General features: G+C 72.3%; 17 protein-coding genes. 11 read left to right on the top strand and 6 right to left on the bottom strand.

The annotated features are described in order from the left end of the window. Window positions 1-9 precede the first annotated feature (9 nt). Together murQ and ABIH81_RS14045 are read right to left on the bottom strand one after the other, a co-directional pair. Window positions 10-957: an N-acetylmuramic acid 6-phosphate etherase gene (gene murQ, locus ABIH81_RS14050; protein WP_128136672.1), complete on the bottom strand. Its 948-nt coding sequence runs from the start codon at window positions 955-957 to the stop codon at window positions 10-12. Next, window positions 954-1,868: a MurR/RpiR family transcriptional regulator gene (locus tag ABIH81_RS14045; protein WP_128136673.1), complete on the bottom strand. Its 915-nt coding sequence runs from the start codon at window positions 1,866-1,868 to the stop codon at window positions 954-956. The genes murQ and ABIH81_RS14045 overlap by 4 nt, the downstream gene beginning before the upstream one ends. Window positions 1,869-2,135: 267 nt before the next feature. Here ABIH81_RS14045 and ABIH81_RS14040 point away from each other — a divergent pair, with 267 nt between their 5' ends. Further along, the gene (locus ABIH81_RS14040) at window positions 2,136-2,813 is read left to right on the top strand and encodes an SDR family NAD(P)-dependent oxidoreductase (RefSeq protein ID WP_349880673.1); all 678 of its coding nucleotides are present in this window, start codon (window positions 2,136-2,138) and stop codon (window positions 2,811-2,813) included. Here the strand turns inward: ABIH81_RS14040 and ABIH81_RS14035 are convergent. Continuing rightward, entirely contained in the window at window positions 2,798-3,529 is a 732-nt protein-coding gene (locus ABIH81_RS14035; protein WP_349880671.1) for a dTMP kinase, read from the bottom strand. The two genes, ABIH81_RS14040 and ABIH81_RS14035, sit on opposite strands and share 16 nt — an antisense overlap. Before the next feature lie 150 nt (window positions 3,530-3,679). Between ABIH81_RS14035 and ABIH81_RS14030 the strand changes: the two genes are divergently transcribed. The 5 genes from ABIH81_RS14030 to ABIH81_RS14010 all read left to right on the top strand — a co-directional run bounded on the left by ABIH81_RS14030 (window position 3,680) and on the right by ABIH81_RS14010 (window position 6,110). Then, on the top strand, window positions 3,680-4,261 hold the full coding sequence (locus ABIH81_RS14030) for a nucleotidyltransferase (protein WP_349880670.1): 582 nt from the start codon (window positions 3,680-3,682) through the stop codon (window positions 4,259-4,261). Between the two features lie 56 nt (window positions 4,262-4,317). Beyond that, entirely contained in the window at window positions 4,318-4,527 is a 210-nt protein-coding gene (locus tag ABIH81_RS14025; protein WP_225853111.1) for a hypothetical protein, read from the top strand. 10 nt (window positions 4,528-4,537) lie between these two features. After that, window positions 4,538-5,266, top strand: coding sequence for a metallophosphoesterase (locus tag ABIH81_RS14020; RefSeq protein ID WP_349880668.1), 729 nt, complete (start codon window positions 4,538-4,540; stop codon window positions 5,264-5,266). A gap of 42 nt (window positions 5,267-5,308) precedes the next feature. After that, window positions 5,309-5,455, top strand: a complete 147-nt coding sequence (locus ABIH81_RS14015) for a GPGG-motif small membrane protein (protein ID WP_013288160.1) — start codon at window positions 5,309-5,311, stop codon at window positions 5,453-5,455. A 157-nt stretch (window positions 5,456-5,612) separates the two neighbouring features. Then, on the top strand, window positions 5,613-6,110 hold the full coding sequence (locus ABIH81_RS14010; protein WP_349880667.1) for a TspO/MBR family protein: 498 nt from the start codon (window positions 5,613-5,615) through the stop codon (window positions 6,108-6,110). Between the two features lie 43 nt (window positions 6,111-6,153). Here ABIH81_RS14010 and ABIH81_RS14005 read toward each other — a convergent pair whose 3' ends face one another. Beyond that, a complete protein-coding gene (locus ABIH81_RS14005; RefSeq protein ID WP_302905086.1) occupies window positions 6,154-6,930 on the bottom strand; it encodes a peptidoglycan DD-metalloendopeptidase family protein in 777 nt (258 codons plus the stop codon). 238 nt (window positions 6,931-7,168) lie between these two features. Here ABIH81_RS14005 and ABIH81_RS14000 point away from each other — a divergent pair, with 238 nt between their 5' ends. The 5 genes from ABIH81_RS14000 to ABIH81_RS13980 all read left to right on the top strand — a co-directional run bounded on the left by ABIH81_RS14000 (window position 7,169) and on the right by ABIH81_RS13980 (window position 13,407). After that, window positions 7,169-8,509, top strand: a complete 1,341-nt coding sequence (locus ABIH81_RS14000; RefSeq protein ID WP_349880666.1) for an ABC transporter substrate-binding protein — start codon at window positions 7,169-7,171, stop codon at window positions 8,507-8,509. 71 nt (window positions 8,510-8,580) lie between these two features. After that, a complete protein-coding gene (locus ABIH81_RS13995; protein WP_349880664.1) occupies window positions 8,581-9,627 on the top strand; it encodes a sugar ABC transporter permease in 1,047 nt (348 codons plus the stop codon). Between the two features lies 1 nt (window position 9,628). Then, the gene (locus ABIH81_RS13990) at window positions 9,629-10,588 is read left to right on the top strand and encodes a carbohydrate ABC transporter permease (protein ID WP_349880662.1); all 960 of its coding nucleotides are present in this window, start codon (window positions 9,629-9,631) and stop codon (window positions 10,586-10,588) included. A gap of 61 nt (window positions 10,589-10,649) precedes the next feature. Then, window positions 10,650-11,720: a LacI family DNA-binding transcriptional regulator gene (locus ABIH81_RS13985; protein WP_349880660.1), complete on the top strand. Its 1,071-nt coding sequence runs from the start codon at window positions 10,650-10,652 to the stop codon at window positions 11,718-11,720. 43 nt (window positions 11,721-11,763) lie between these two features. After that, window positions 11,764-13,407, top strand: a complete 1,644-nt coding sequence (locus ABIH81_RS13980) for a glycoside hydrolase family 13 protein (protein WP_349881098.1) — start codon at window positions 11,764-11,766, stop codon at window positions 13,405-13,407. Window positions 13,408-13,465: 58 nt separating this feature from the next. Here the strand turns inward: ABIH81_RS13980 and ABIH81_RS13975 are convergent, their stop codons facing one another. After that, complete coding sequence (locus ABIH81_RS13975; RefSeq protein WP_349880658.1) at window positions 13,466-14,896, bottom strand: MFS transporter; 1,431 nt, start codon at window positions 14,894-14,896, stop codon at window positions 13,466-13,468. Window positions 14,897-15,005: 109 nt separating this feature from the next. Then, window positions 15,006-16,448: a xylulokinase gene (gene xylB, locus ABIH81_RS13970; RefSeq protein WP_349880657.1), complete on the bottom strand. Its 1,443-nt coding sequence runs from the start codon at window positions 16,446-16,448 to the stop codon at window positions 15,006-15,008. Window positions 16,449-16,454 lie beyond the last annotated feature (6 nt).

Genomic DNA, 16,454 nt, shown 5'->3' with positions numbered 1-16,454 from the left:
CCGGAACGCTCAGGAGGCGAGCAGTTCGAGCGCGCCGCGTACCTGATGGGCGGACCGGGCCAGCGCGGCCCGCGCGGCCGGCACCTCGGCGCCGGAGACGAGCGCGACGAGCGCGGTCTTGAGGTCGCCGTCGGCCTCCCGCAGGGCGACCCGGCACACCTCCTCGGCGCAGCCGGTGGCCTCCATGAGAATCGAGATCATGCGGCCGCGCAGTTTGGCGTTGGTGGCCACCATGTCGATCATCAGGTTCGAGTAGACCCGGCCCAGACGCACCATCACGGCCGTGGAGAACGTGTTGAGCACCAGCTTCTGCGCCGTGCCGGCCTTCATCCGGGTGGACCCGGTGACCACCTCCGGTCCGGTGTCCACCCCGATGAAGACGTCCACCGACGCGGCGGCCTCGGCCTCCGGATTCGCGCAGAGCAGCACCGTACCGGCCCCCTGCGCCCGGGACGCGGCGAGCGCCCCGAGGACGTACGGGGTGCGCCCGCTGGCCGCCAGGCCCACCACGAGGTCGCCGGGGCGTACACACTCGGCGGCCTCGGCGGCGCCGCCGCGCTCGTCGTCCTCGGCGTCCTCGACGGCGCGCCACATGGCGTCCGGGCCGCCCGCCAGGTGCGAGCAGAACCAGTGCCGGGGCGAGTTGAACGTGGGCGCCAGCTCGGCCGCGTCCAGCACGCCGAGGCGACCGGAGGTGCCGGCGCCGAAGTAGTGCACCCGGTGCCCGTCGCGCAGCGCGGCCACGGCCAGGTCGACCGTCTCGGCGATCTCGTCCAGCACGGCGGCGACCGCGGCCGGCACCCGCCGGTCCGCCTCGTTGATGACGGTGAGCACGTCCCGGGTGGACATCAGGTCGAGGTCGACGCTGTGCGGGTTGCGCCGCTCGGTCGGCGCACCGACGCGCACCACCGGTCGCACCGCCGCCACGCCGTCCCGCTCCACCCGACCCGCCGTCATCCCCGCCTCCGCCCGGGGCCGACCCGGTGCGACTGGACCGCCTCGGCGGTGGCCTCCAGGGCCTTCTTGGTCCGGGCCCGGCTGCGGGCGGCAACCCCGACGAAGAGGCAGTCGACCACTGTGAGCTGGGCCAGCCGGCTGGCGGTCGCGCCGGAGCGGTACGTCGTCTCCCGGGCGGCAGTGGTGAGCACGTGGTCCGCGACCTCGGTGATCGGCGAGCGCGGGAAGTTGGTCAGCGCCACCGTGGTGGCGCCACGCGCCCGCGCCTGCTCCAGCACCTCGATGACGTCGGACGTGGTGCCGGTGTGCGAGATGCCGACCGCCACGTCGCCCCGGCCCAGCAGGGCGGCGGAGGTGAGCGCGGTGTGCACGTCCGGGAAGTAGAACGCGATGCGGCCGATGCGGTGCAGCTTCTGCTGGAAGTCGGAGGCGACGAAGCCGCTGGCGCCCGCGCCGTAGACGTCGATCCGGCCGGCCGCGCCGATCGCCTCGACCACCTGCTCGCAGACCGCCGGGTCGAGCTGCTCGGCGGTCTCCTCCACGGCCCGGGCGTCGTTGAACGCGATCGTGGCGATGATCTGGGCGAGGTCCGCGCCCGGCGGGATGTCACCGCCGACCACCCGCGCGTCCGGCGGCTCGACCCGGCGGGCGGCCTCGGCGGCGAGCCGGATCCGCAACTGGGGGTAGCCGTCCATGCCGACCGAGCGGCAGAAGCGGATCACTGTCGCCTCGGACGTCTCGGCGGCGGTGGCGAGGTCGGTGATCGTACGCCGGGCCGCGTCCGCCGGATCGGCGACGACCAGCCGGGCCACCCGCTGTTCGGCCGGGGACAGCGAGGGCAGCAGGCCGCTGATGTGGACGATCAGTCCACCGGGCTCGTGACTCGCAGAAATCTTCGAACTCTTCGCCACGGATGAAACTTACTTTCACGAGGCGTGAGCGTCAACCATGACACCGCGTATCGGGAAATTTACCGTCTTCCGTGCCCGCCCCCGGGGCCAAGGATCCCATTGTCGCAGCCCCACCGCCTCATCCGCTCCGGTCGAGTCACTCCTGCCGCCCGACGTGCCGGTCCGCCGTCGCGCGGCAGGGCCTGCCTGGTCGGCCTCGACCGGACGGGCCGGACGGCCCGTCCGGGTCACCGGTCGGTCGGCCAGACGGTTGGCTAGCGTGTGTCCATGACGGAACGCACGGTGCTGGTGACCGGAGGCACGGGTGGACTCGGCGGCGCGGTCACCGCCGCCTTCCTCGACGCCGGCTGGCGGGTGGTCGTACCCCAGCGGCAGCCCGGGACGGACGACGGCCCGGTCCGGGTCGTGGCCGACCTGCTGACGCCCGAGGGGGCCGCGCGGGCGGTCGAGGCGGCGACCGCCGAGCCGGCCGCGCCGCTGCGCGCGGTGGTCAACCTCGTCGGCGGGTACGCGGCGGACGGTCTGGTGCACGAGACCCCGGTCGAGGAGTTCGAGCGGATGCTGTGGCTCAACCTGCGCCCGACGTACCTGGTCACCCACGCGGCGCTGCCGCACCTCATGGCGTCCGGCGACGGCGCGGTGGTCTGCGTCTCCGCCCGGGCGGCGGTCTCGCCGTTCCCCGGCGCCTCCGGCTACGCCGCCGCCAAGGCCGCGGTACGGGCGTTCGCCGAGACGGTGGCGGTCGAGTACCGGCAGCGTGGCGTGCGGTGCAACACGGTGCTGCCGAGCGTCATCGACACGCCGGCCAACCGCGCCGCCCAGCCCGACGCCGACCACGGGCGCTGGGTGCCGCCGGCCGAGATCGCCGAGGTGATCCGTTTCCTGGCCTCCCCCGAGTCCGCGCCCACCAGCGGCGCGAGCATCCCGGTCTACGGGCGGGCCTGAACCGGCACCGGCCCGTCCCGCCCGGCACCACCGGCCGGGCGGCGCGGGCCGGCCGGAGCCGGGCCGGGACCGGCGGACGGGTCGTCGGGCAGCCACTCGCTCAGGTGCGCCCGGATCCGGCGGGCCACCTCCTCCGGCGGGCCGTTGCCGTCCACCACCACGAAGCTGCCGTACTCCGGCAGCCCCCGGTAGGCGGCGGCCGCGGCGGTCAGCCACTCCATCGTCTCGTGGTCGGTGCCGCGCCGCTCGATCCGGCGGTACGCCTCGGCGGGGTCGACGGTGAGCAGGAACGTCACCCGGGGCGCCGGGAAGATCCGGTACCCGGCCCGGGCCAGCCGCTCCCACCGCTGCCCGCCGTGCGCCCGGATGCTGGCGTACTGGCAGGCGGACCACCTGTCCATCACCGCCGTGCGGCCGGTCACCAGGCAGCTGATCAGCGCGAGCGCGATCGCCAGCCACCGCAGCACCGACTCGACCACCAGCAGGCCGTCGCGCCCGACGAGCCGTTGCGCGTCCGGACGGCCGACCCGCTGGGCGATGCGGCCGAGCCAGCGGCGTCCACCGGCGTTGCGGTGGTACGTGGCGGGACGGCCGGCGGCGGTGAGCGCCTCGGCGAGCCGGTGGGCCTGGGTGGTCTTACCTGAGCCGTCGATCCCGATCAGGGCGACGGCGCGCAGTCGGGCCCTGCCCCGCCGCGTCCGCAGTGAGCTGGCCACCCTCCCGAGGTTATCCGACCGGTGCTCACACGAGCCCGTATGTCGCTTTCCTGCCCTGACGGGGCGATCGCGCCGCAACAGGTGTGACCGGAGCGCCCGCCGGGTACGCATCGTGATCCCACCACCCACATCACGACGAGGGAGCCGCAGATGGCCGAGCGCGGGGACGAGACCCTGGTGCACACACTGAAGAAGGTCGCCGCCGTGCTCAAACAGTCCGAGATCCCGTTCGCGCTCGGTGGCAGCTTCGCGGTGTACGCGCACGGCGGCCACTCCAGCGACCACGATGTGGACTTCCTGCTCCGCGAGGCGGACGTCGACCGGGCGCTGGAGGCGCTCGTCGAGGCCGGCTTCACCGCCGAGCGCCCGCCGGAGGACTGGCTGGTCAAGGTCTACGACGAGGACCGGATGGTGGACCTGATCCACCGGCCGGTGGAGACGCCGGTCAGCGAGGAGACGTTCACCGACACGATCGTGCGCCCGGTCGACGCGATCCACATGCCGGTGCTCTCGGCCAGCCAGCTCATGGTGCACAAGCTGCTCAGCTTCTCCCAGCACTACTGCGACTTCGCCCGCGCCCTGCCGCTGGCCCGTTCACTGCGGGAACAGATCGACTGGGAACGGGTACGGAAGGAGACGCAGCACTCGCCGTACGCGGAGGCGTTCCTGGTGCTGCTCGAACGGCTGGACGTGCTGCCCGGCGGCGCGCCCGGCGGAAGGGAGACCCGGTGACCGGACTGTCCGGCGACGTTCCCCCCGACGAGTACGTCGAGGCGGAGATCCAGAGCATGCTGGCCGAGGACCCGACCGTGGCCGAGCAGGGCATCACCGTGGTGCGGCGGGAGAACGGGCTGGTGCTCTACGGCGAGGTGGAGAGCCCGCACCGGCGGGAGGAGATCCTGCGGCGGGTGGCCGAGCGCTTCCCGGACACGCCCGTGACCAGCGACATCGGGGTGATCCGTACGCAGGCGCCCACCCAGGTCGAGGAGTTGCCGTGAGGGAGGTTCGATGGTGATCCGGATCGCCGCCGTGGGCGACGTGCATCTGGACGAGGACGTGGTGGGCCGGTTCCGCCCGGCGCTGGAGGAGCTGCCCGGCTGCGCCGACGCGCTGCTGCTCGCCGGTGACCTGACCCGGCACGGCACCGAGGCCGAGGCGCGGTGCGTCGCCCGGGAGTTCGGCGACCTCGGTGTACCGGTGATCACCGTGCTCGGCAACCACGACCACCAGTGCGACGAGGTGCCGCAGGTGGTGAAGGTGCTGGAGGACGCCGGGATCACGGTGCTGGAGGGCACCGGCACCGTGGTGGACACCCCCGGCGGACGGCTCGGGGTGGCCGGCGTGAAGGGGTTCGGCGGCGGGTTCGCCGGGCGGTGCGCCAGCGACTTCGGCGAGCCGGAGATGAAGGCGTTCGTGCGGACCACCCGGGAGAGCGCCGACGCGCTCGCCGGCGCGCTGCTCTCGCTCGAGTGCGACGCGCTCGTCGCACTCACCCACTACTCCCCCGTGCCGGACACGCTCGCCGGCGAGCCGCTGGAGATCTACCCGTTCCTCGGCTGCTACCAGCTCGGCCAGGCGATCGACTCCGCACCCACCGTGCTGGCGCTGCACGGGCACGCCCACCACGGCACCGAGCGCGGCACCACACCGGGCGGGGTACGGGTCCGCAACGTGGCCCACCCGGTGATCAAACAGGCGTACAGCGTCTTCCACCTGGGCGGTGATCAGCTCGACTGACCGGGAGGTTTCCGGTACGGGGTGCCCGGGTATTCAGCCGGCATGGAGCTGATTCTCTGGATTCTCGCAGTCGTACTGGTGGTCGCCGGAATTCTCGCCCTGTTCCGCCGGCAGATCCTCTGGGGCATCGTCCTCATCGTCGTCGGCCTGCTGGTCGGCCCGGGTGGCGTCAGCATCTTCAACACGTAACCGCGGTTCTCGTATCCGCCGGGGTCGCCGGGCCCGGGCGTTCCGTCCTGCCGGACCGGAACGCCCGGGCCGGGTGACCCCGGCTTCTCCGCGTCCGGGCGTTTGCTTCTCCGCGTCCGGGCGTTTGCCGGGCCGGTCGAGCGGAAACATCCCGCCCATGGAGACGTCGCAGAGTGTCACCCGGCGCACCACCGGCGCTCGCACGTGGTGGGCGCTGCTCGGCTTCGGCGCCGCCACCTTCGCCGCCGCCGCGATCGGCGGGCTGGGCGTCCAGGGCACCTCCGCCGAGTACCAGAGCCTGGAGCAGCCCGCCTGGGCGCCGCCGTCGTGGCTGTTCGGCCCGGTCTGGACCGTGCTCTACGCGCTCATCGCGGTCGCCGGCTGGCTGGTCTGGCGCCGGGCCGGTTTCGGTCCTGCGGTCTGGGCCTGGGTGGTCCAGCTCGTGCTCAACGCGATCTGGACCCCGCTGTTCTTCGGCGCCGGGGCGTACGGGCTGGCGTTCGCCGAGATCGTGCTGATGTGGCTGGCGATCGGTGTGACGGTGGCCCTGTTCCGGCGCGTCTCCCGGCCGGCCACGCTGCTGATGCTGCCGTACTGGGCCTGGGTGACGTTCGCGTCCGCGCTGAACTTCGCGGTGTGGCGGCTGAACTCCTGACCGGTACGGGCGCGGGGGCCGCTCACCCCCGCGCCCGCCGGGTTCAGCAGCGGGGTACGCCCGGGATGTAGCCGTCGTACCCGGTGTAGACGTAGGCGTCGGAGATGAACCGACCGGAGCCGATCCGGTCCCAGATCGAGCTGGTGCCGTACGTGCCGCTGACGCTGGTGCCGCTGGTCTGGCACTGGATGGTCACCTTCGCCCCGTCGGCCACCGTGCCGACCGAGCTGTACCCGGTGCCGGGGCCGGAGCGGACCGTCAGCGGGGAGCCGGCCGTGTTGACGGTGCCCTCGCCGGTGTTCGTCCCGCCGCAGCCGTTGTCGCTGGTGTAGGTCTTGGTGCCCCAGTAGAGCGCCTGGACCCCGTTGAACTTGATCTTCACGGAGCTGCCGTCGATGCGCTGCTCGTAGTGCAGGTGCGGGCCGGTGGAGCCGCCGGTCGTGCCGACGTAGCCGATCACCCGGCCGTAGCCGACGGTCTGACCGACGGAGACGTTGAAGGCGTTCAGGTGGGCGTAGTAGGTGGTGTGACCGCCACCGTGGTTGATCCGGACGTACTTGCCGTAGCTGGTGTCGCCGAGGTTGGTCACCACGTCGACGGTGCCGGGCGCGCTGGCCACCACCGGGTCGCCCAGGTCGTCGGTGCGGTTGAAGTCGATCGCGTTGGCCGGGCTGTGGTTGGTCCGGGTCTGACCGGACCAGGACTGGTTGCACGGGAACGGGACCTTGAAGGTCGGCGCGGCCATCGCCGGCGCGGCCGGCACGAGGGTCGCCGCCAGGACCGCCGCGCTCGCCCCGAGGGCGAGCCATCGCTTACGCATCCACTGCCTCCAATGTTGAAAGTCTTCAATGTGATGCGGACATCCTGACAGAAAGTTCCGTTCCCCGGAAGATTCGTGGGAGCGCACCCAGAACCGGTGGTCAGGGTTTCGGGATTGTTACCGGGCCGTGTCCGGCCAGGGGTGGACCCGACACGATGCAAGCGCTTACATGTGAGGACGACCATCGGACCGGCGCGGGTTCGATCCCCCCCACGCGCCGGCAAGGAAGGAGATCGGCATGGCGTTTGCCAGATCGCGCCAGGCGCTCGCGGTCGCCGGCGTCCTGGGGCTGGCGCTCGGCGTCGCCGCCTGCGGCACCGGCAACGACAAGAAGAGCAGCAACGCGGGCTCGGCCGAGTGCGGCGCATATGAGAAGTACGAGGGTCACGACGGCAAGAAGGTGACCATCTACTCCTCGATCCGTGACATCGAGGACGAGCGCCTCCAGCAGTCCTGGAAGGAGTTCGAGGACTGCACCGGCATCGAGATCGACCACGAGGGCTCCGGCGAGTTCGAGGCCCAGCTCCCGGTCCGGGTCGACGGCGGCAACGCCCCCGACCTCGCCTTCATCCCGCAGCCCGGCCTGCTGAAGCGGTTCGTCGACTCGGGCAAGCTCAAGCCGGTCGGCGCCGACACCAAGGCGATGGCCGAGCAGAACTACTCCGCCGACTGGCTGAAGTACAGCACCGTCAACGGCCAGCTCTACGGCGCCCCGCTCGGCTCGAACGTGAAGTCCTTCGTGTGGTACTCGCCGAAGACCTTCAAGGAGAAGGGCTGGACCGTCCCCACCACGTGGGACGAGCTGATCAAGCTCTCCGACCAGATCGCGGCCAGCGGCACCAAGCCGTGGTGCGCCGGCATCGAGTCCGGTGACGCCACCGGCTGGCCGGCCACCGACTGGATCGAGGACGTGCTGCTGCGTACCGGCGGCCCGGACGTCTACGACAAGTGGACCACCCACGAGATCCCGTTCAACGACCCGCAGGTGGCCGACGCGCTCAACCGGGCCGGCACCATCCTGAAGAACGAGAAGTACGTCAACGGCGGCTTCGGCGGCGTGAAGAGCATCGCCACCACCTCGTTCCAGGAGGGCGGCACGCCCATCACCGCCGGCAAGTGCGCGCTGCACCGCCAGGCGTCCTTCTACGCCAACCAGTGGCCCGAGGGCACCAAGGTGGCCGAGGACGGCGACGTCTTCGCGTTCTACTTCCCGGCCATCGACCCGTCGAAGGGCAAGCCGGTTCTGGGTGGCGGCGAGTTCGTCGCTGCGTTCGCCGACCGTCCCGAGGTCCAGGCGGTGCAGACCTACCTGGCCTCCGGCGAGTACGCCAACAGCCGCGCCAAGATCGGTGACTGGGTCTCCGCGAACAAGAAGCTGGACCTGAACAACGTCCCGAACCCGGTGGACAAGCTCTCCGTGGGCATCCTCCAGGACGAGAAGACGGTCTTCCGCTTCGACGGCTCGGACCTGATGCCGGCCGCGGTCGGCGCCGGCACCTTCTGGAAGGGCATGGTGGCCTGGATCAACGGCAAGGACACCAACGCCGTCCTGACCGACATCGAGGGCAGCTGGAAGTGATCTAGCAGGTGGCCCGGTCCGGTTTCCCGGACCGGGCCACCTCTGCTAGCCGAACCCTTGAGGGAGGGTCGATGGAGTTCGACTTCGCGGCGGAGCAGCCGAAGTTCCTCATGCTGATGTACGGGCTGATCGCCTTCGTCGCGGTGGTGGGCGGGCTGCTCCTGCTCCTCGACGTGGTGCCGTCGTTCTTCGCCCGGCGCCGGGAGGCGCAGCTGGTCGCGGCCTCGGCCAGCGGCGCGCCGCTGCCCCGCCGGCGCAAGCAGCGCGAGGGCGTTTTCGCGTTCTTCTTCCTGTTGCCGACGCTGCTGCTGCTCGCCGTCGGGCTGGTGGTCCCGGCCGTCCGCACCACGCTGCTCTCCTTCATGGACTCCGGCAGCAGCGGCTGGGTGGGCCTGGACAACTACCGCTGGATGTTCGCCGAGGACTCGATCGTCCGGGTTTTGATCAACACGCTGATCTGGGTGCTCCTGGTGCCGCTGGTGGCCACCGGGTTCGGCCTGCTCTACGCGGTCCTGGTGGACAAGGCCCGGTTCGAGGCCGTCGCCAAGTCCCTGATCTTCCTGCCGATGGCGATCTCGTTCGTCGGCGCCTCCATCATCTGGAAGTTCGTCTACGCCTACCGGGGCGAGGGCGACCAGATCGGCCTGCTCAACCAGATCGTGGTGAGCCTGGGCGGCGAGCCGAGGCAGTGGCTGCTGGACTCGCCGCTGAACACGTTCCTGCTCATCGTGATCATGGTGTGGATCCAGGCCGGCTTCGCGATGGTGGTGCTCTCCGCCGCGATCAAGGCCATTCCGGCCGACATCGTCGAGGCGGCCCGGCTGGACGGCACCACCCCGTGGCAGATGTTCTGGCGGATCACCATGCCGAGCATCCGGCCGGCGCTGATCGTCGTGGTGGTGACGCTGTCCATCGCGACGCTCAAGGTCTTCGACATCGTCCGGACCGCCACGAACGGCAACTACGACACGAACGTGATCGCGACCGAGATGTACAACCAGGCGTTCCGCTACCAGGAGAACGGGCAGGGCTCGGCGCTGGCGGTGTTCCTGTTCGTCCTGGTGATCCCGATCGTGATCTACCAGATCCGCAACCTGCGCAAGCAGCGGGAGGGCTGAGATGACCACCGCAACGCCCACCGTCGGAGTCGGCGCCCAGGCCGGCGGGCCGACCACCCGGGGCGCCCGGGTGCGCAAGCGCCTGAACAGCCGCACCGCCACGCTCGTGTCGATCGTGATCGCGGTGCTCTGGACGATCCCGACCTTCGGCCTGTTCATCTCCTCGCTCCGGCCGGAGAACGAGATCAAGACCACCGGGTGGTGGACGTTCTTCACCAACCCGCAGATCACGCTGGAGAACTACCAGGAGGTGCTGTTCAGCCGCGGCTCGTCCGGGCAGCTGGCCAGCTACTTCATCAACTCACTGGCGATCACCATCCCCTCGGTGCTCTTCCCCCTGGCCTTCGCGTCGCTCGCCGCGTACGCGCTGGCGTGGATGAACTTCAAGGGGCGGGACTGGGTCTACATCGGGATCTTCGCGCTCCAGATCGTGCCGTTGCAGATGGCCCTGGTGCCGCTGCTGCGGTTCTTCTCCACCGGCGTGACCATCGCCGGGGTGCAGATCCTTCCGGCATGGGATCTGGTCGACGAGCAGAAGTTCGCCCAGGTGTGGTTCGCGCACACCTGCTTCGCGCTTCCGTTCGCCGTGTTCCTGCTGCACAACTTCATCTCGCAGCTCCCCGGCGACCTGATGGAGGCGGCCCGGGTCGACGGGGCCACCCACCCGAAGATCTTCCGCACCATCGTGCTGCCGCTGATCATGCCCGCGCTGGCGGCGTTCGGCATCTTCCAGTTCCTCTGGGTCTGGAACGACCTCCTGGTCGCGCTGATCTTCGCCGGTGGCGGCGACGAGACCGCCCCGATGACCGTCCGGCTCGCGGAGCTGGCCGGCACAAGGGGCAACGAGTGGCAGCGGCTGACGGCCGGCGCGTTCGTGTCGATCGTCGTACCGCTGATCGTGTTCCTGTCCCTCCAGCGCTTCTTCGTGCGAGGTCTGCTCGCCGGCAGCGTCAAGGGTTGATCCGGCGCCCCGCCGCCGGCACGGCCGGCGGCGGGGCCCGGGTCACAACGGGGAGCTCACGATGACCAAGATTGACGACGTCGCCCGTCTGGCCGGGGTCTCCACGGCCACCGTCTCCCGGGCGCTGCGGGGCCTGCCGACGGTCTCGGCCGCGACCCGCCGCCGGGTGCTCGCCGCTGCCGAACAACTCCAGTACGCGGTGTCGCCCAGCGCGAGCCGGCTGGCCGGCGGCCGGACCGGCACGGTGGCGGTGGTGGTGCCCCGGATCACCAGGTGGTTCTTCGGCACCGTGGTCGAGGCGGTCGAGGAGTTCCTCCAGGACAGCGGCTACGACCTGCTGCTCTACAACCTCGGTGGCCGGGAGCGGACCAGGCAGCGGGTGCTGCGCACGGCGAGCCTGCACAAGCGCGTGGACGCGATCATCCTGGTCGCCACCCCGCTGCGCGCGGCCGACGTGCACGCGCTGACGAAGCTGGATCTGCCGGGCGTGACGATCAGCTCCGGCAGCGAGGTGCCCGGGTGGCCCTGCGTCCGGATCGACGACGTGGCCGCCGCCCGGACCGCCACCCGCCACCTGCTCGACCTCGGCCACACCCGGATCGCGCACATCTCCGGCGACCCGGACGACGAACTGGCCTTCACCACCCACCTGGACCGGCGGCGCGGCTACCAGGAGGCGCTGCGGGCCGCCGGGCTGCGGCCCGACCCGAGCCTCGACGTCGAGTCGCGGTTCACCATCGACGGGGGCACCCGGGCCACGGCCGAGCTGCTGGCCCGGGGCGAGCCGCCGACCGCCATCTTCGCCGCCTGCGACGAGATGGCGATGGGCGCGATCACCGCGCTGCGCGACGCCGGGCTGCGGGTGCCGCAGGACGTGAGCGTGATGGGCATCGACGACCACGACCTGGCCGGCGTGCTCGGGCTTTCGACAATCGCCCAGCCCGCCGCCGACCAGGGGCTGCTCGCCGCCCGCATCCTGCTCGACCCGCTCGGCGTACGGGCCACCGAGCCGTACCCCGGCCTGGTGCCGGCGCCGCGCGGCGCCGGCACCGGCGACGGGACACCACCCCCGGTGATCCTGCCCACTCGCCTGGTGGTGCGCGAATCGACCGCGCCGCCCCGGGCACACTGAACGAACTCGCTCGTCACCGCACCACCCAGACAGGAGTAAGGCGCTGAACACCGACGCGACGCAGCAGGCCCCGGGCACCGGCTGGTGGACCGAGGCGGTCATCTACCAGGTCTACCCGCGCTCGTTCGCCGACTCCGACGGCGACGGGATCGGCGACCTGCCGGGCATCACGTCCCGGCTGGACCACCTCGCCGAGCTGGGAGTCGACGCGGTCTGGCTGTCCCCGTTCTACCCGTCCCCGCAGGCCGACGCCGGGTACGACGTGTCCGACTACCGCGACGTCGACCCGCTGTTCGGCACGCTCGCCGACGCCGACAAGCTGATCGCCGAGGCGAAGGCCCGCGGGCTGCGGGTGATCGTCGACCTGGTGCCCAACCACACGTCGTCCGCGCACCGCTGGTTCGAAGCGGCGGTGGCGGCCGCGCCGGGCAGCCCGGAGCGGCAGCGCTACGTCATCCGCGACGGCAAGGGACCGGACGGCGCCGAGCCGCCGAACGACTGGGTGAGCGTGTTCGGCGGCCCCGCCTGGACCCGGCTGCCCGACGGGCAGTGGTACCTGCACCTGTTCGACTCCGGCCAGCCGGACCTCAACTGGGACAACCCGGAGGTACGCGAGGAGTTCCTCGACGTGCTGCGCTTCTGGCTGGACCGGGGCGTGGACGGCTTCCGGGTGGACGTGGCGCACGGCCTGATCAAGCAGGCCGACCTCGCCGACTGGCAGGAGCCGCAGGAGATCCTCTCCGGCAGCGAGGTGGACAAGCCGCGCCCGCCGATGTGGGACCAGGACGGCGTGCACGAGATCTACCGGGAGTGGCGGCGGGTGCTCGACTCGTACCCCGGTGAGCGGATCCTCGTCGCCGAGGCGTGGGTGGAGCCGGCCGAGCGGCTGGCCAGGTACGTGCGCCCGGACGAGATGCACCAGGCGTTCAACTTCGAGTACCTGCTGGCCGCGTGGACCGCGCCGGCCCAGTATGCGGTGATCACCCGCTCGCTGGAGGCCACCGACTCCGTCGGCGCGCCCACCACCTGGGTGCTGTCCAACCACGACGTGGTCCGGCACGCCTCCCGGCTCGGGCTCGGCACCGGCGGCGGCCGGGCCAACGGCGTCGGCGTGGACGACCCGCAGCCGGACGCCGCGCTGGGGCTGCGCCGGGCCCGGGCGGCGAGCCTGCTGATGCTCGCGCTGCCCGGCTCCGCCTACCTCTACCAGGGTGAGGAACTGGGGCTGCCGGAGCACACCACGCTGCCCGACGAGGCCCGGCAGGACCCGACCTGGAAGCGCAGCGGCCACACCGAGCGCGGCCGGGACGGCTGCCGGGTGCCGATCCCGTGGGAGGCCGACGCCCCGTCGTACGGCTTCGGGCCGACCGACGCGAGCTGGCTGCCCCAGCCGCCGGTGTGGGCCGAGTACGCGCTGGACCGGCAGCGCGGCGTGCCCGGCTCGACGTACGAGCTGTACCGGACCGCGCTGCGGCTGCGCCGCGAGCACGCGCTGGCCCGGGGCCCGCTGCGGTTCCTGACCTCCGGCGACGAGGTGCTCACGTTCACCAACGGCGGCCTCACCGTGCTGACCAACTTCGGCGCCGGCCCGGTGCCGCTGCCGGCCGGCGCCCAGGTGCTGGTGTCGAGCGCGCCGCTGGACGGCGACGCCGTACCGGCCGACGCCACGGTCTGGTTCCGGGTGTAAGGAAGGGCCCCTTATTAACGCCTCCGGTAGAGGAAGGGCCCCTTCTTAACACTCACTGTTAAGAAGGGGCCCCTCCTTCCAGGCGGTCGGCCCGGGCGTGCAGCAGGTCGTGCACCTGCGCGATGTCCCGGGGCGAGGTACGGGCGGCCAGCCAGTACATGATCCCGGTCGGGATGAAGAAGAGCTGGAACGCCGCCAGCCCGACCGCGTAGTTCAGCGGCGGCGGGAAGGCCGCCCGCAGCCCGGCGAAGGCCACTCCGACCAGCCCGTTGCCCGCCGCCCGGCCCACGCCGTTGACCAGGTTGCCGAGGCTGTAGACGGTGCCCCGGTGCTCGGGCGGGTTGACGTCGGCGATCAGGGCGAACCAGTTCGGCGAGTTCGCCGACGTCAGCGCCAGCGCCACCACGGCGGTGAGCAGGCTCAGCCCCACCGACGGCTCGGTCAGCACGCTGGACAGCACGGCCGTCACCACCGCGCCGGAGCCGGCGCCGTCGGGCACGTCGATGCGGATCGGCACGAAGAACAGGACCAGGTAGAACGGCAGCGCCGCGAGGATGCCGACGGCCGCGACCATGGCCCGGCCGCTGGGCGTACGCCGCTGCAGCGCGTCGCCCACCAGACCGCCCACGATGGACAGCACACCGCCGAGCTGGAACAGGGTGGCGAAGACGCTGCCCACCACCACGGCCGTGGCGGGTGAGTAGCCCTGCGCCTCGGCCCGCTGGCTGAACAGCACCGGCAGCCAGACCAGCGAGCCGAACGCGGCCTGGGCGGTGAGCCCCTGCAGGATCAGCCAGCGGTTGGTCCGGCGGGCCAGGATCCGGGGCAGGTCGGCGCGGCTGATCCGGTAGTCGTACTCGTTCCCGGCGTCGATCGCCCCGGCCAGCTCCGGTTCGCTCTGCCCGCGCCGGATGTCGTAGGTGAACAGGTACGCCACTGTGGCGGCCAGGCCCACGCCGGTCAGCAGCAGGAACGGCCGCCGCCAGTCGGTCGCGCCGAGCACGCCGCCGAGCAGCGTCCCGGCCAGCGTGCCGACGCCCTGGGACAGCCCCCAGAAGCTCATCACCAGGCCGCGACGGCGCGGTGAGATCAGGTCGGTGACCACTGAGAAGCCGACCGAGCCCACCGCGCCGAGCCCGACCGCGCCGACGAACTGCGCGGTCAGGAACGTCGCGTACCCCCCGGCGAGCGCGCTGCCGGCGGTGCCGGCGGCCCAGAGCAGCGTGCCGACCATGAGCAGCGGCTTGCGGTTGGTGCGGTCCCCCACGTACGCCCAGCCCACCGCCGCCACCGCGCTGACCAGGAAGCTGACGGCGGTGACCAGGCCGAGCATCCGCTGCGGTACGTCGAGCGCGGCGGAGATCGGCCCGTACAGCGGGGGCACCAGGCCGATCGCCACGTTGTCCAGCGAGGCGAGCACCACGAAGACCACGACGCTGTAGAGCCGGTGTGCGGCGTTCCCGCGCCGGGAGGTCCTCGTGCCCTTCATGCAGGGCAGCCAATCAGGTGCGGGCCGGATCCGGGACACCGCCCCCGGCCGACGCGCCTGTTAAGAAGGGGCCCCTCCTCTACCGCAGGCGTTAAGAAGGGGCCCTTCCTTACCCCCGGGCGTGGGCGTAGCGCTCGCGGATGGCGGGCACCGCGTCGCCCGTGTACTCCTCGGTGTCGCCGACGGACCAGGCGGGCGGGGTGTCGCCACCGAGCGCCACCCAGGCGGCCTGCCGGGCGGCGCCGTCGGCCACGTACTCACCCGGCGGCGGCACCACCACCGGGCGGCCGAAGACCTGCGGCGCGATCCGGCGTACCGCCGCGGACCGGGCGCCGCCGCCGACCAGGATGATCCGGTCGGCGCGGGCGCCCTGCGCGATCAGCGCGTCCAGGCCGTCGGCCAGCCCGCAGAGCATGCCCTCGACGGCGGCCCGGGCCAGGTGCGCCGGGGTCGACGTGCCCAGCGTCAGGCCCTTCAGCTCGCCGGTGGCGTGCGGCCGGTCCGGCGTCCGCTCCCCCTCCAGGTACGGCACCAGCACCAGCCCGTCCGCGCCGGGCGGGGCGGACAGGGCCAGCTCGCCGAGCGTGTCGAGGTCGACGCCGAGCAGCGTCGCGGCGGCGTCCAGCACCCGGGCCGCGTTGAGCGTGCACACGAGTGGCAGGAACCGGCCGGTGGCGTCGGCGAACCCGGCCACCGCGCCACTGGAGTCGGCGGCCGGCGTGTCCGCCACCGCGAACACGGTGCCGGAGGTGCCGATCGATACGACCACGTCGCCCGGACCGGCCCCGGCGCCGAGCGCCGCCGCGGCGTTGTCCCCGGTGCCCGGCCCGAGCAGCACCGGACCGGCCGCACCGGTTCCCGGGTTCCCGGACGCCGCGCCGCCCAGCGCCGCCGGGTCGAGGTGCCCGGCCACCTCGGCCGGGCCGAGCACGACCGGCACCTTCGGGCGCCGGCCGAAGGCCCGTTCCAGCAGGTCCAGCCGGTACTCGCCGGTGCGCGGCGACCAGTAGCCGGTGCCGCTGGCGTCGCCCCGGTCGGTGCGCAGCGCGTCCAGGCCGGGAGCGCCCGCCAGCCGCCAGGTGAGCCAGTCGTGCGGCAGGCAGACGGCGGCGACCCGGTCGGCGTTGTCCGGCTCGTGCCGGGCCAGCCAGCGCAGCTTCGTCGCGGTGAAGCTGGCCACCGGCACCGCACCGGTCGCCTCGGCCCAGAACCGGCGGCCGGTCTCCCCGCCGCCGGCCTCCTCGACCAGTTCCCGGGCCGCGTCGGCGGAACGGGTGTCGTTCCACAGCAGCGCCGGGCGGACCACCTCACCGGAGGTGTCCAGGCAGACCATGCCGTGCTGCTGGCCGCCGACCGAGACGGCTGCCACGTCGGCCAGGCCACCGGCCTCGGCCACCGCCGCCCGCAGGGCCTCCCACCAGGCGTACGGGTCGACCTCGGTGCCGGGCGGGTGCGGCGCGCGGCCCTGCCGGACCAGCGCGCCGGTCTCCGCGTCCCGGACGACCACCTTGCAGGACTGGGTCGACGAGTCGACCCCCGCGACGAGCGGCATGGCGGC

Source organism: Micromonospora sp. HUAS YX12 (assembly GCF_040215685.1).
GTDB classification, from domain to species: Bacteria; Actinomycetota; Actinomycetes; order Mycobacteriales; family Micromonosporaceae; genus Micromonospora; species Micromonospora tulbaghiae.
This window is presented reverse-complemented; position numbering and strand designations above follow the sequence as displayed.

Coding starts and splice junctions, on each gene's coding strand:
- ABIH81_RS14030 (WP_349880670.1), top strand. CDS start 3,680: ATGGCCGAGCGCGGGGACGAGACCCTGGTGCACACACTGAAGAAGGTC.
- ABIH81_RS13995 (WP_349880664.1), top strand. CDS start 8,581: ATGGAGTTCGACTTCGCGGCGGAGCAGCCGAAGTTCCTCATGCTGATG.
- ABIH81_RS14015 (WP_013288160.1), top strand. CDS start 5,309: ATGGAGCTGATTCTCTGGATTCTCGCAGTCGTACTGGTGGTCGCCGGA.
- ABIH81_RS14000 (WP_349880666.1), top strand. CDS start 7,169: ATGGCGTTTGCCAGATCGCGCCAGGCGCTCGCGGTCGCCGGCGTCCTG.
- ABIH81_RS13975 (WP_349880658.1), bottom strand. CDS start 14,896: ATGAAGGGCACGAGGACCTCCCGGCGCGGGAACGCCGCACACCGGCTC.
- ABIH81_RS14020 (WP_349880668.1), top strand. CDS start 4,538: ATGGTGATCCGGATCGCCGCCGTGGGCGACGTGCATCTGGACGAGGAC.
- ABIH81_RS14005 (WP_302905086.1), bottom strand. CDS start 6,930: ATGCGTAAGCGATGGCTCGCCCTCGGGGCGAGCGCGGCGGTCCTGGCG.
- murQ (WP_128136672.1), bottom strand. CDS start 957: ATGACGGCGGGTCGGGTGGAGCGGGACGGCGTGGCGGCGGTGCGACCG.
- ABIH81_RS13990 (WP_349880662.1), top strand. CDS start 9,629: ATGACCACCGCAACGCCCACCGTCGGAGTCGGCGCCCAGGCCGGCGGG.
- ABIH81_RS14040 (WP_349880673.1), top strand. CDS start 2,136: ATGACGGAACGCACGGTGCTGGTGACCGGAGGCACGGGTGGACTCGGC.
- ABIH81_RS14025 (WP_225853111.1), top strand. CDS start 4,318: ATGCTGGCCGAGGACCCGACCGTGGCCGAGCAGGGCATCACCGTGGTG.
- ABIH81_RS13985 (WP_349880660.1), top strand. CDS start 10,650: ATGACCAAGATTGACGACGTCGCCCGTCTGGCCGGGGTCTCCACGGCC.
- xylB (WP_349880657.1), bottom strand. CDS start 16,448: ATGCCGCTCGTCGCGGGGGTCGACTCGTCGACCCAGTCCTGCAAGGTG.
- ABIH81_RS14010 (WP_349880667.1), top strand. CDS start 5,613: ATGGAGACGTCGCAGAGTGTCACCCGGCGCACCACCGGCGCTCGCACG.